This is a genomic window from Hymenobacter edaphi, from assembly GCF_003258365.1.
Classification (GTDB): Bacteria; Bacteroidota; Bacteroidia; order Cytophagales; family Hymenobacteraceae; genus Solirubrum; species Solirubrum edaphi.
This window is the reverse complement of sequence record NZ_QHKM01000003.1, coordinates 235,614-248,798: the sequence shown is the minus strand read 5'-3', so window position 1 is coordinate 248,798 and position 13,185 is coordinate 235,614. Positions and strand designations below refer to the sequence as shown.

General features: G+C 63.9%; 10 protein-coding genes. 1 reads left to right on the top strand and 9 read right to left on the bottom strand.

The genetic code is table 11. The annotated features are described in order from the left end of the window. Positions 1-35 precede the first annotated feature (35 nt). The gene (amaB, locus tag DLM85_RS11485) at positions 36-1,634 is read right to left on the bottom strand and encodes an L-piperidine-6-carboxylate dehydrogenase (RefSeq protein ID WP_111478246.1); all 1,599 of its coding nucleotides are present in this window, start codon (positions 1,632-1,634) and stop codon (positions 36-38) included. A gap of 453 nt (positions 1,635-2,087) precedes the next feature. Here amaB and DLM85_RS11480 point away from each other — a divergent pair, with 453 nt between their 5' ends. Continuing rightward, on the top strand, positions 2,088-3,080 hold the full coding sequence (locus DLM85_RS11480; protein ID WP_111478245.1) for a T9SS type A sorting domain-containing protein: 993 nt from the start codon (positions 2,088-2,090) through the stop codon (positions 3,078-3,080). A 200-nt stretch (positions 3,081-3,280) separates the two neighbouring features. Here the strand turns inward: DLM85_RS11480 and DLM85_RS11475 are convergent, their stop codons facing one another. From DLM85_RS11475 to secA, 8 genes are all read right to left on the bottom strand, one after another. Further along, entirely contained in the window at positions 3,281-4,786 is a 1,506-nt protein-coding gene (locus tag DLM85_RS11475; protein WP_243635931.1) for a Do family serine endopeptidase, read from the bottom strand. Between the two features lie 200 nt (positions 4,787-4,986). Beyond that, positions 4,987-5,427, bottom strand: a complete 441-nt coding sequence (locus tag DLM85_RS11470; RefSeq protein ID WP_111478244.1) for an Hsp20/alpha crystallin family protein — start codon at positions 5,425-5,427, stop codon at positions 4,987-4,989. A gap of 221 nt (positions 5,428-5,648) precedes the next feature. Then, positions 5,649-6,473, bottom strand: a complete 825-nt coding sequence (locus DLM85_RS11465; protein ID WP_133257019.1) for a hypothetical protein — start codon at positions 6,471-6,473, stop codon at positions 5,649-5,651. A gap of 33 nt (positions 6,474-6,506) precedes the next feature. After that, positions 6,507-7,703: a M20 metallopeptidase family protein gene (locus DLM85_RS11460; RefSeq protein ID WP_111478242.1), complete on the bottom strand. Its 1,197-nt coding sequence runs from the start codon at positions 7,701-7,703 to the stop codon at positions 6,507-6,509. A gap of 48 nt (positions 7,704-7,751) precedes the next feature. Then, positions 7,752-8,147 (bottom strand): hypothetical protein, encoded by a 396-nt coding sequence (locus DLM85_RS11455; RefSeq protein WP_111478241.1) that lies wholly within the window; start codon positions 8,145-8,147, stop codon positions 7,752-7,754. A gap of 3 nt (positions 8,148-8,150) precedes the next feature. Further along, positions 8,151-8,711: an SPOR domain-containing protein gene (locus DLM85_RS11450; RefSeq protein ID WP_133257018.1), complete on the bottom strand. Its 561-nt coding sequence runs from the start codon at positions 8,709-8,711 to the stop codon at positions 8,151-8,153. Further along, entirely contained in the window at positions 8,692-9,402 is a 711-nt protein-coding gene (gene deoC / locus DLM85_RS11445) for a deoxyribose-phosphate aldolase (protein ID WP_243635930.1), read from the bottom strand. Before deoC ends, DLM85_RS11450 begins: the two co-directional genes overlap by 20 nt. A gap of 277 nt (positions 9,403-9,679) precedes the next feature. Beyond that, positions 9,680-13,081, bottom strand: a complete 3,402-nt coding sequence (gene secA, locus DLM85_RS11440; protein WP_111478239.1) for a preprotein translocase subunit SecA — start codon at positions 13,079-13,081, stop codon at positions 9,680-9,682. Positions 13,082-13,185 lie beyond the last annotated feature (104 nt).

Genomic DNA, 13,185 nt, shown 5'->3' with positions numbered 1-13,185 from the left:
GCTGCGGGGCTTTTTTGGGAGCATACGGCACCGGCTTAGATATCGAACTTGATGCCCTGGGCCAGCGGCAGCTGGGTGCTGTAGTTGATGGTGTTGGTCTGGCGGCGCATGTACACGCGCCAGGCGTCGGAGCCGGATTCGCGGCCGCCACCGGTTTCCTTCTCGCCGCCGAAAGCCCCGCCGATTTCGGCGCCCGAGGTGCCGATGTTCACATTGGCAATGCCGCAGTCGGAGCCGGTGTGGGCCAGGAAGGCTTCCGTCTCGCGCATGTTCAGCGAGAAGATGGACGACGAGAGGCCCTGCCGCACGCCGTTCTGCAACTCGATGGCGTTTTCAACGGTGCCTTCGTACTTGATCAGGTACAGAATCGGGGCGAAGGTTTCTTCCTGCACGGTGTGGTACTCGTTTTTGGCTTCCACCAGTGCCGGCTGCACGTAGGTACCGGTTTCGTAGCCCGGGCCGCTGAGCACCTCGCCGCCGGTGAGCAGCGTGCCGCCTTCGGCTTGCACGGCCGCCAGCGCCTTGGTGAAGCTCTGCACCGCGTCGGTATCGATGAGCGGGCCCACGAGGTTGCCCTCCTGCAGCGGGTGGCCGATGGGCAGCTTGGGGTAAGCCGAGAGCAGGCGCTGCTTCACGTCGTCGTACACGTCGGCGTGCACGATGAGGCGGCGCGTGGTGGTGCAGCGCTGGCCCGCGGTGCCCACGGCGCCGAAGAGCACGGCGCGGATGGCCATGTCGAGGTCGGCGTGGGGGGTGATGATGATGGCGTTGTTGCCGCCCAGCTCCAGCAGGGCCTTGCCGAGGCGGGCACCTACCACCGCGCCCACCTTCTTGCCCATGCGCGTCGAGCCCGTGGCCGATACCAGCGGCACGCGCTCATCGGCCGACAGGAGGCTGCCGATTTCGGCGTCGCCCACGATGACGCTGAAAATGCCCTCGGGCAGCTCGTTTTCGCGCAGCACGTCCTTGATGATGTGCTGCACGGCCACGGCCACCAGCGGAGTCTTCTCCGAGGGTTTCCAGATGCTCACGTCGCCGCACACGGCGGCCAGCATGGCATTCCAGCTCCACACGGCCACCGGGAAGTTGAAGGCCGAGATGATGCCGACGACACCCAGCGGGTGGTACTGCTCGTACATGCGGTGGGCGGGGCGCTCCGAGTGCATGGTGTAGCCGTGCAGCTGCCGCGAGAGGCCCACGGCGAAGTCGCAGATGTCAATCATTTCCTGCACCTCGCCCAGGCCTTCCTGCAGGATTTTGCCCATCTCGTAGCTCACCAGCTTGCCCAGCGGCTCCTTGTACTCGCGCAGCTTGTTGCCAATCTGCCGCACGATTTCGCCGCGCTTGGGCGCCGGCACCAGCCGCCAGGTTTTGAAAGCTTCCTGGGCCGTCGTGACGACCTGTTCGTAGTCGGCAGCCGTGGCCACGCGCACCTTGCCGATGAGCTTACCGTCGGTGGGCGACGAAATGCTCAGGATTCGCTCGTTGCTGGTACCGCCCCACTGCAGACCGGTGCTGTAAGCAGCATTGATGGCGTCTACGCCCAGCTCCTGCAGCACCTGCCCGATGCCGTGGTGGTCGTGTTCCTGCACGTCGGTAGCCGTAGCGGTGGCTTCTTCGATGGCTTGTTTCATAAGATAAGGAAGGGTGGGAAGTTGAATCGGGGAATGAGCCGCCGGGGCGACGCCGCAAAGCTAACCAAAAGAAGCAGCGACTTGAGGGCCGCCGGAGGCACAAAGACCCAGATTGGGAAAAGACAATTTCGCAGCATTCAGTCCCTTCACTTCCAGCGCAACAGGGGCATTGGCAACGTTCCCGACAACGTTTGCGGAAATAAAAAAAGCCAATTCGTTTTAGGGTTCAGATTCTGAGCGGACCTTAAACTCCCAAATACGCACTGTCAGCGCTTTTTTTCTTATTCTTACACCCCAAGCAGCCTTCCGGCTTCGCCACTCTCCGCCCGGCCCGGCGGCAACTCAAGCAGCCCGGCCCGCGCTCCACACGCCTCACCGCACCTTTTTGCCCACGGGAATCATTGGTTTCCCGCCCCGAACTGCCCTTTCTTTCTCACCCACTCATTCTTCCTTATGTTACATTTTCTACCCCTCAAGCGCCGCACCAAAGCCCTTCTGTCGCTGACGGCCCTGGCCGCGCTGCCGCTGGTTTCGGCTCAGGCCCAGCTCGTCAACACCTACACGCCGAGCGCGGCTACGGGCGCTACCTTCGTTGCGCTGCCGGCCACGGCCACTTCGCCGGCTCTGAGCGGGGGCAACATCAACGACGGCTGGTACAACAATATCCCGCTGGGCTTCACCTTCAAGTTCGACGACACGAACTACACCACCGTCTCGGCCTCCACCAACGGCTTCATCACCTTTGGGCAAGCCCTGACGGACTCCAAGGTGGATAACAACCTGACCTCCGGCACGCCGCGCCCCATTGCCGCCCCGCTCTGGGACGATATCAGCTTTGCCAACTCCGGCACCGGCACCAGCCCCGACGGCAGCCTGCTCTACAACACCACCGGCACGGCCCCGAACCGCACGTTTACCATCGAGTGGCGCGACGCCCGCTGGGCTCCGCAGGCCGCCGGCCCGGTGCAGTCGTTCCAGGTGCAGCTCGACGAAACCACCAACGAAGTGCGCTTCGCCTACATTCAGGGCAGCGGCACGGTATCGGGCACGCGCTCGGCGTCGGTGGGCATTGCCGGCCGCGCCAACGGCAACTTCATTTCGCTGGCGACGCTGAGCAACACCACCACCTTCAGCACGACTGCCGAAACCACCACCATCACAGCCCGCGCCAGCAACAACCGCGTGTTTATCTTCTCGCCGAACACGACGACGGGCACCAAAACCGCTTCCAAGCTCAGCCCGCTGGCCATTTACCCGAACCCGGCCCGCGAGCTGGTGCAGGTGGAAGGGGCCGCCAAAGGCCAGCGCGTGCAGCTGCTCGACCTGCAGGGTCGCGTGGTGCGTGAGCTGCCCGCCGGCGCCACCAGCCTGAACGTGTCGGACGTGAAAGCCGGCATGTACCTGGTGCGCAGCGGTGCCCAGCAGGCCCGCATCGTGGTGCAGTAGTTTCCACGTCCCCTTGCAAAGCCGGTGCAGCCTCCCGCTGCGCCGGCTTTTTTGTTGGCGCCGGCATCCCGGCCGGTGCGGGTACGCTGCTGGCGCCAGGGCCCGCTTCCGCCGGCGCCTCGTGGCCGCTCAGCTGCCGCCAACAAAAAAAGCCGCCGTCAGGGCTGACGGCGGCTTTTTGGTGAAAAGACAGACGCGGCTTAGTCGACCTGCCCGATGGGGTAGTAGGACTTGCGGCCGTCGGGGTACACGCCCTCGACCAGCGCGCCCTGGCTTTGCTTGGCGGCTTCGAGGTAGCGCTTCACGTCCTGGGGCTTGCTCACCTTGTTCTTGTCGATGCGGGTGATGATGAAGCCGTCGGCAATGCCGGTTTCGCGGAAGTTGGAGCCGCGCACGCCGCTGATTTTGGCGCCGCCTTCCAGGTCCAGCTTGTTCATTTCCTGCCGGCTCAGCGGCGAGAACTTAGCCCCTTCGTACTCGATGGCAGCGGTGGTTTCCTCGCGCACGATGTCCGTAGTGCCGGAGGAGTTGCGCAGGGTGGCGGTGGTGTTGCGGCGGTCCTCGCCGCGCAGGTAGCTCACCTTGATTTTGTCGCCGGGGCGGTAGCGGGCCACCTGCTCCTGCAGCTGCGAGGAGGTATTCACCTTGGCCCCGTTGATTTCGGTGATGATGTCGCCTTCCTTCAGGCCGGCGTCAGCGGCGGCGCTGTTCGAGCTCAGGCCCACCACGTACACGCCGTCAAGCGACTTCAGCTTTTTCTCCGAAGCCAGCGTGGCGTCGACCTCGCGGATGTTCACCCCGAGCAGGGCGCGCTGCACCACTTTGTACTTCAGCAGGTCGTCCACCACCTTGCTCACGATGGAGCTGGGCACGGCGAAGGAATAGCCCTCAAACGAGCCGGTGTGCGAGGCAATGGCCGAGTTGATGCCGATCAGGTCGCCGTTCAGGTTGACCAGGGCGCCGCCCGAGTTGCCGGGGTTTACCACCGCGTCGGTCTGCAGGAACGATTCGATGCCCATGCGGTCCTCGCGGTTGAGGATGTTGATGTTGCGTCCTTTAGCCGAAATGATGCCCGCCGTGACGGTCGAATTCAGGTTGAAGGGGTTGCCCACGGCCAGGACCCACTCCCCTACTTTCACGTTGTCGGACGAGCCGTAGCGCACGTAGGGCAGGTTGTCGGCCTCCACTTTCAGCAGGGCCAGGTCGGTGGTGGGGTCAGCGCCGATGAGCTTGGCGGAGTACTTGCGCTTGTCGTCGAGCACCACCTCAATCTTGTCGGCCTTGTCGATGACGTGGTTGTTGGTCACGATGTAGCCGTTGGCGGCGATAATCACGCCCGAGCCCGACCCGACCTGCGCGCCCTGCGGCTGCCGACGCATTCCTCCGTCGAAGTCGTCACCAAAGAACTGGCGCAGAAATGGATCCATGCGGATCTGGTCGTTCTGCGCCATTTTCGGGGCGTACTCCGTCATCACGTGCACCACGGCGGGCGTCACGGCCGAGGCGGCCGCCACGAAGTTCAGGCCTTCGGGCACGTTGTAGGTGGAGCTACGCAGCGCGCTGGTGTAGCGCACGTTGGGGTCGGCAGCTACGGCCTGCGGCGCATCGGGGCGCGCGGGTTCCAGCAGCTTGTACCCGCCCACGGCCACGCTCCCGCCGAGAATGGCGGAGCCCAGGAGGCCGAGCATCATTTGTTTGGCTTGCATGGGTAAGCTAAGAAGAGGAAAAAAAGTGAGTCCGGGTTTAAAGTACGAAACGCTTCGTGAAGCTCCAATGAGCCAGCGGCGCTTTAACGTTAGATACCCGCCGGCTCGTACAGGGTTGCATCAGTTTGCTAAGTCAGCAACACGCGTACCAACAAAAAAGGCACCAACGGAAGGTGCCTTTTTTGCAGTCTGGTGGCCGGTTAGCGCACTTCAATCTGACGCTTGGTGGTTTTGTCGGTGTCGAAGGGCAGCACGAGGCGCAGCACGCCGTCGGTCATGTGGGCCTCGATGGCGTTGGCGTTGACGGTTTCGGGCAGGCGGAATTTGCGGGCGAACGTGCCGTAGCTCGACTCGGTGCGGCGCACTTTCACGGCGTTTTCGCCTTCCGTAACCGGAGCTTTCCGCTCGCCGCTCACCGTCAGGGTGCCTTCCTGCACGTCGATGGTCAGCGCGTCCTTGGGTACACCGGGCAGGGTGAGCAGCAGTTCGAAGCCGGTGGCAGTTTCCAGCACGTCGGCGGCGGGCAGGAAGCCGGCGCCGGTGGTGTAGCCGGGCAGGGTATCGTTGAACAACTGGCTCAGAACAGCGTCGAAGGGACGCACGGCACGACGGGCGGGCTGGGTGTTGAACATGGTTGCCATAAGGGTATGTGGTTGGGTTGGGTTCCGGAGTTAGGCCGCCGCCAACATGGGGCGGACACTTCTCTATCTATCAATTTCATACCAACCCAGCTTTCCAGCCAAAATGACACTTCAACGCCACAACAGCCGCCGCAGAAATGGAAGCAGTCCGACGTTTTGTTCCCTCACAGCCTTCAGGCCACGATTACAACGCCACCGGTACACTGCCAAAAAGTCAACAATTAGTGCTGCGTCGGTAGCTGCACCCGTTCGAACGGAGCCTTGCCCTGGAACAAGGTGTAGCGTAGGTCGATGCCGACGACGGGCGTGCGCACGTTGGTGCGCCCCCCGGCCACGGGGTTACCGTCGCTGTCGAACTGCGGCAGGAAGACGGCAAAATCGGTTTGGCGCGCTACGTAGGGTGTCAGGTCCAGGTGGTCGGAAAGCCGGATGCCAACTTCGGCCCGCCAGATGCCCTGTTCGAGGGTGCGCTCCTCGGGGGTGTCGTCGGGGGGCTGCAGGCGGATGTTGGCCGCGGCCTCGTAGGCCAGGCGCGGGCGCAGCTTCACCCGCTCCCCCACGTTGTAGAATCGCTCCAGATCAAGGCGCAGACGGGCCTGGCCGAGGTTGCGCTGGGGCTCCGGCCGAAGCTCGTAGTCCAGGCTCAGGCGCTGCCCGAAAGTGAAGCCGAACACGTCGCCGCGGTGGCGCAGCAGCAGCTCGGGGCGCAGCAGGAACTGCAGCCCGCTGTTGCCGTTGGCATCGGTGTAGTTGCGGTTGTAAAACGCCAGGCGGGCGTTGGCACCGCCGCTCCAGTGCTCCGACCAGAAATGCTCGTAGCCGGCCTGGGCCCAGTTGTACTCAAACAACTCGCCGTAGCGGCCGAAGCTGTGCTGGCCGCGCAGGCTGCCCCACCACAGGTCGCCGTTCTGGCGGGCCAGCTCCAGTTGCAGCTCGGTGCGGCCGTTGAGCGGGTTGCGCAGCTGACGCTGGGCAGCGGCAGTCAGGGGAGCGAGCAGGCCCAGCAGGCTGCCCGCCAGCGCTACCCTTATCAATAGTGACTTCATAAGCAGATACAGCTGATTAGCGGTGAACAGGCGTTAGGCTTCCGCGGCCAGCTCGCGCAGGGCCAGCCAGGCCATCAGGCCCGGTCCCACGGTCAGGGCCTGGGCTTCTACGTCGAAGGTGGGGGTGTGGACGGAGGAGGCGAAGCGGCCGTCGAGGGCGCGGGTGCCGAGCCGGTAAAAACAGCTCGGCACCTGCTGCGAGTAGAAGGCAAAGTCCTCGGAGGCCATCCACTGGTCGATGTCCACCACGTTGCCGGCGCCGAGGTACTCGACCATGGCGGCGCGCACGCGGCCGGTCACAGTCAGGTCGTTGTCGAGGCAGGGGTAGCCGCGGCGAATCTCCAGCTCGCAGCTGGCGCCCATGGCCGCGGCCAGGCCTTCGCAGAGCTGGCGCAGGTGTACGTGGGCCTGCTCGCGCCACTGCTCGTCCATGGTGCGGAAGGTGCCTTCGATGTAGACTTCGTTGGGAATCACGTTGGTAGCGCCGTTGGCAATGACTTTGCCGAAGGACAGCACCGAGGGAATCTTGGGGTTGGCGCGGCGGCTCACCAGCTGCTGGGCGGCCACAATCAGGTTGGCCGCCACCAGCACCGTATCGATATTCTGCTCGGGCATGGCGCCGTGCCCGCCCTTGCCGCGCACGGTCAGGTACAGCTCGTCGGCCGAGGCCATGTAGCGGCCCGCGTGGATGCCCACCTTACCGGCCGGCAGCTGCGGAAACACGTGCTGCCCGAGCACCGACTGCGGCGCGGGATTCACCAGCACGCCTTCCTGAATCATGATGGATGCGCCGCCGGGCACCAGCTCCTCGCCGGGCTGAAACATCAGCTTAACGGTGCCCTCGAACTCGTCGCGCAGCTGCACCAGAATGCGCGCCACCCCCAGCAGGGACGAGGTATGCACGTCGTGGCCGCAGGCGTGCATCACGCCGGGATTCTGGGAGCGGTACGGCACCTCGTTCTGCTCCTGAATGGGCAGCGCGTCCATGTCGGCGCGCAGGGCCACGGTGCGGCGGCCGGGGTTGCGGCCTTCGATGTGGGCAACGAGGCCGGTGGTGGCAATGGGCTGCGGGTCGAGGCCGAGCTTGCGCAGTTCGGCCGCCACGTACTTGGCGGTTTCAAACTCCTTGAACGACAGCTCGGGGTGGGCGTGCAAGTGGTGGCGCTGCGCTACCACGTCGGCGGCCTGCGCGGCGGCCAGTTCCTGGATGCGGGTAAGCAAATGCTGCATAGGCCGCAAGGTACAACCGCGCGGCTTGCTGGTCATCTGGTCCCACCCCTACTCAAACAGCACGCTCACGTGGGGCTTGACGGCCAGCAGCATGGCACGGCCCAGCAGGTTGGGACTGAAAGCGGCTTCCATCTGCTCCTCGGCCAGCGTCACGCGGCTGACCAGCACGCAGTCGGCAAACTCCAGGTACTCGCCGCGCTTGTCGTTGTTGTAGCGGATGCGTCCGCGTACGGCCACGGTGAGGTCCAGCAGAATGGCCTCGGTGCCCGTCTGCACCAGCGTCACATCCACCAGGCCCAGGTCAGACCACAAAGACACGAGCAGCACCAGGCCGTCGTGGCGCACGCGGTAGTGCATGCCGCCGTTGTCGTCCTGCGTCGGAATGGCCTCCAGGCCCTGCAACAAATCCAACTCCTCCCACTGCAGCTGACGAATGAGCGGCATAGGCTAGAAGCGGGTTTTGTTGATGAGCACCTGCGCCGGCTGCAGCTCCGCCTTGGGCGCCAGCGGCCGGATGCGCAGCATGGCCCGCTCGGCGTCGAGACGGGTGGCGTAGTCGCCGATGAAAAGGCGGTAAATCGGCTGCTTGAACACCACGTAGTCGGTTTCCTCGGGGTAGCGGCTGATGACGGCCCGGCGAATGGCCATGGCCTCGTCGCGCTCCAGCCCCACGTAGGCCTGAATGCGGTAGCCCGAGGTGTACTTCACGTTCTGGTTGGTGTAGGCTTGGTCGCGCAGGCGCTGGTCAATCTGGGCGTTGACGCTGGCCGTGGGCGTGACGAAGGTTTTGCCGGTCAGCGGCTTGGGCGCGGGCGGCGGGCTGAACTTCGGCCGGTACTTGCTCAGATCCTCGGCCGGCTGGCTGGCCCGGCTGGCGGTAGTGGCGGCGGGCCTGGTGGTATCGGGGGCGGCAGTGGTGGCGCTGGGCGCGGCCGGCCCCGAGGCGGCGCAGCCGGCCAGGGCCAGCGAAGCGAGGAGCACGGGCACGTTAGTAAGCAGTCGGTTCATGGGAGGTGGAGTCGGCGGCGGACGTGAGCAGGGCGAGGCCGGCGGAGGCCCCGAGGCGGTCGGCGCCGGCCTGCACCAGCGCCACGGCCTGCTCGTGGGTGCGGATGCCGCCGGAAGCTTTGATACGGATGTGGGCCGGCAGCTGGTCGCGCATGATCCGGATATCCTCCACCGAGGCGCCGCGGCTGGCAAAGCCGGTGGAGGTTTTCACGAAGTCGGCCCCGGCGGCGGCGCACAGGTCGCAGGCCCGGCGGATTTCGGCTTCCGTCAGCAGCGCCGTTTCGATGATGACCTTCAGGATGCCGCCGCGGAAGTGGCACAGCTCGGCCAGCTGCCCCAGCTCGTCTTCCACCTCCGCGTCGCGCCCCGATTTGAACGCGGCCACGTTCATTACCACGTCGATTTCCGTGGCGCCTTCGCTCAGCGCCTGGTGGGCCTCGAAAAACTTCACCTTGGTGAGCTGGTAGCCCAGCGGAAAGCCCACGACGGTACACACGGTCACGCCCGAGTCGTACAGCTCGTTGGCGGCCACGCTCACGTAGCACGGCGGCACGCACACGCTGGCAAACTGCGCCTGCCGCGCCTCGGCGCACAGCTGCACAATCTGGTCACGGGTGGCCTCGGGCTTGAGCAGCGTGTGGTCGATGCGGGCCGCCAGGACCACGGATTCGACGGATTTTTCGGATTTCACGGATTTTGTGGTCGATTAAATCACGGACTCGTGCGGGCTTCTTCGGACTTGACTACGTTTTCCTTGATTCGCGGATTTCGTGGACGTTCCGCAGGTGGTATTCACCCGCGCTATCCGACGATATTCCGAACCTGAAGGACGCGGCAAAAATAGGTCTAAAAAGACGGAGCCACGGCTTGTAGCCGTGGCTCCGGTTCGTTGAACGACAATCGTCTACGAAATCCGCGGAATCCGATAAATCCGTCGAAACGAAGTTCGGCGTAGCCAATCCGTGGTCTTAGTCGATAATCACGGCGCGGTTGCTGAGCACGTCTTCTTCCACGCTCTTGAACTTCACGTCGCGCACGATGCGGCCATCCATGTACTGCACGCTCACCTTGTCGTTGCGGTTGGCAATTTTCTGCGAGCGGGCGGGCTCCTGGCGCTCCACAATGCCCTCGGCGTTGTCGTCCTCGGCGGTGTAGCCCGATTCCAGCTGCGAGTGCACCTGCTCCTTCTCGGCCTTCACGCGGGGCTGCGGCATGCGCGGCACGGTGTCGGCTTCCTCGAAGAAGATTTCCGGCTCCTCGCCGGGGCCCTGGGTGGTGGCCGGGATGTCGGCGTGGAACAGGAAGGTCACGGTTTCCTCGTTCACCTTGCTGATCATGCGCTTAAACAGCTCAAACGACTCGAACTTGTAGACCAGCAGCGGGTCTTTCTGCTCGTACACCGCGTTCTGCACCACCTGCTTCAGGTCGTCCATGGCGCGCAGGTGCTGGGTCCAGGCCTCGTCGATAAGCGACAGCACGATAACCTTCTCCATGGCGCGGATCAGCTCCTGCCCGTTGGTCTGCTGGGCCTTGCGCAGGCTGGCCACGGCCGTCACCTGCTTGCGCTGGTCGCTGAAGGGCACGGCAATGTTTTCGAACGGGGCGTTCTGCGCCAGCAGGTCGTTGACGAGCGGCAGGGCCGATTCGCCGATGACCTCGTTCTTGGAGTGGTAGTAGCCCAGGGCTTCGTCGTAGAGCTTCTGCACCAGGGCCGGGGCCGGCTGGCTGGCAAACTCGTTGGCCGAAATGTGGGTGTCGTAGCCGAACACGCGAATGATGGCCAGCTGGAAGTCGTTGTAGTCGCCGCTGACCTTGTGGCCCGTCACGATATCTTCCGACACTTCGTAGACCATGTTCCACACGTCCAGCTCCAGCCGCTCGCCGAAGAGGGCGTTGCGGCGGCGGCGGTACACCACCTCGCGCTGGGCATTCATCACGTCGTCGTACTCCAGCAGGCGCTTGCGCATGCCGAAGTTGTTTTCCTCCACCTTCTTCTGGGCGCGCTCGATGCTCGACGTAATCATCGAGTGCTGAATCACCTCGCCTTCCTCCAGGCCCATGCGGTCCATCAGGCGAGCAATGCGGTCGGAGCCGAACAGGCGCATCAGGTTGTCTTCGAGCGAGACGAAGAACTGCGAGGTGCCCGGGTCGCCCTGGCGGCCGGAGCGGCCGCGCAGCTGCCGGTCGACGCGGCGGCTTTCGTGGCGCTCCGTACCGATGATGGCCAGACCACCGGCTTCCTTGGAGGTTTCGCGCAGCTTGATGTCGGTACCGCGGCCGGCCATGTTGGTGGCAATGGTCACGGTGCCCGGGTAGCCGGCGCCGGCCACGATTTCGGCTTCGCGCTGATTCTGCTTGGCGTTCAGCACCTGGTGCGGAATCTTGCGCAGCTGCAGCAGGCGGCTGATGATTTCCGAGTTTTCCACCGTGGTGGTACCCACCAGCACCGGGCGGCCGGCCTTCACCAGCTCCTGGATTTCCTCGGCCACGGCGTTGTACTTCTCGCGCGTGGTTTTGTACACCTTGTCGTGCTGGTCTTTGCGGGCAATGCCGCGGTTGGTCGGGATGACCACCACGTCCAGCTTGTAGATCTGCCAGAATTCGCCCGCTTCCGTTTCGGCCGTACCGGTCATGCCGGCCAGCTTGTGGTACATGCGGAAGTAGTTCTGCAGCGTCACCGTGGCGTAGGTCTGCGTGGCGTCTTCGATGCGCACGTTTTCCTTGGCCTCGATGGCCTGGTGCAGCCCGTCGGAGTAGCGGCGGCCTTCCATCACGCGGCCGGTCTGCTCGTCCACAATTTTCACCTTGTGGTCCTCGCTGACGATGTACTGGTCGTTGAGCTCGAACAGCGTGTAGGCCTTCAGCAGCTGGTTGACGGTGTGGATGCGCTCCGACTTCTCCTGGAAGTCCTGCATCAGCTGCTCCTTCTGGTGCAGCCGCTCCTCGGCCGTCAGGGCCTTGTTGTTTTCGATGGCAGCCAGGTCGGTGCCGATATCGGGCATGATGAAGAAACTCGCGTCTTCGCCCTGACCGGTAATCAGGTCGATGCCGCGCTCGGTCAGCTCGATCTGGTTGTTCTTCTCATCGATGGTGAAGAACAGCGGCTGGTCGGCCTGGGGCATCTGGCGCGAGTTGTCCTGCAGGTAGTGGTTTTCTACTTTCTGCAGAATGGCGCGGTTGCCGGTTTCGGAGAGGAACTTGATGAGCGGCTTGCTCTTGGGCAGGCCGCGGAAGGCGCGGAACAGCGCGAGGCCGCCTTCGCCCTCCTTGGGGCCGTCTTTGCCTTCCTTGATCATGCGCTTCGCGTCGAGCAGGTACTGCTGGATCAGCTTTTTCTGCTCTTCCACCAGGCGCTGGATGCGCGGCTTCAGAATCAGGAACTCGTGCACGTCGCCGCGGGGCACCGGGCCGCTGATGATCAGCGGCGTACGGGCGTCGTCGATGAGCACCGAGTCCACTTCGTCGACCATGGCGTAGTGGTGCTTGCGCTGCACCAGCTCCTCCGGGTCGCGGGCCATGTTGTCGCGCAGGTAGTCGAAGCCGAACTCGTTGTTGGTGCCGTAGGTGATGTCGGCCAGGTAGGCCTGCCGGCGGGCGTCGGTGTTGGGCTGGTGCTTGTCGATGCAGTCACAACGCATGTTGTGAAACTCGTACAGCGGGCCCATCCACTCCGAGTCGCGCTTGGCCAGGTAGTCGTTCACCGTCACCACGTGCACTCCGCGGCGGGCCAGCGCGTTCAGGAAGGCGGGCAGCGTGGCCACCAGCGTCTTGCCTTCGCCCGTGGCCATTTCCGAAATCTTGCCCTGGTGCAGCACCAAGCCGCCGATGAGCTGCACGTCGTAGTGCGTCATCTCCCAGGTCATTTCGGCGCCGCCGGCCATCCACTTGTTGGGCCAGATAGCTTTGTCGCCCTCGAAGCGGATGTGCGGCCGGGTGCGCGCCAGGCTCCGGTCGTGCTCGGTGGCCGTCACCACCAGCTGGCCGTTTTCCTTGTAGCGGCGGGCCGTTTCCTTCACGATGGCGAAAGAGCGCGGCGCAATTTCCATCAGCACCTCTTCCAACTGCACGTTGCGCTGCTTTTCCAGCGCGTCGATCTGGTCGAAGATCTGTTCCTTCTCCTGGATGTCGAGGTTGGGCTGGTCGTTGATACGCGCGTGCAGGCCGGCAATCTGCGCGTCCACGGCTTGCAGGCGCTCATCGATGATGGCGCGCAGCTCGTCGGACTGGCCGCGCAGCTCGTCATCGGAGATGCCTGCCAGTTTGGCGTATTCGGCGTTGATGGTCGCCACGTAAGGAATGATGCCTTTCAAGTCCCGCTCCGACTTGGTGCCGAAGACTTTCGTGACGGCCTTCCCGATAAAATCGAACATGCTGTGTAGGAAAATGTACTGAATGCGCTGGGGCGCACCTCAAAAATACGTTTTCTAAGGGAAAAGCCCCAGACGCGCTCTAAGATGCCCCAGAAATGAACAAC

Coding starts and splice junctions, on each gene's coding strand:
- DLM85_RS11475 (WP_243635931.1), bottom strand. CDS start 4,786: ATGCAAGCCAAACAAATGATGCTCGGCCTCCTGGGCTCCGCCATTCTC.
- DLM85_RS11480 (WP_111478245.1), top strand. CDS start 2,088: ATGTTACATTTTCTACCCCTCAAGCGCCGCACCAAAGCCCTTCTGTCG.
- DLM85_RS11460 (WP_111478242.1), bottom strand. CDS start 7,703: ATGCAGCATTTGCTTACCCGCATCCAGGAACTGGCCGCCGCGCAGGCC.
- amaB (WP_111478246.1), bottom strand. CDS start 1,634: ATGAAACAAGCCATCGAAGAAGCCACCGCTACGGCTACCGACGTGCAG.
- DLM85_RS11470 (WP_111478244.1), bottom strand. CDS start 5,427: ATGGCAACCATGTTCAACACCCAGCCCGCCCGTCGTGCCGTGCGTCCC.
- DLM85_RS11465 (WP_133257019.1), bottom strand. CDS start 6,473: ATGAAGTCACTATTGATAAGGGTAGCGCTGGCGGGCAGCCTGCTGGGC.
- DLM85_RS11455 (WP_111478241.1), bottom strand. CDS start 8,147: ATGCCGCTCATTCGTCAGCTGCAGTGGGAGGAGTTGGATTTGTTGCAG.
- secA (WP_111478239.1), bottom strand. CDS start 13,081: ATGTTCGATTTTATCGGGAAGGCCGTCACGAAAGTCTTCGGCACCAAG.
- DLM85_RS11450 (WP_133257018.1), bottom strand. CDS start 8,711: ATGAACCGACTGCTTACTAACGTGCCCGTGCTCCTCGCTTCGCTGGCC.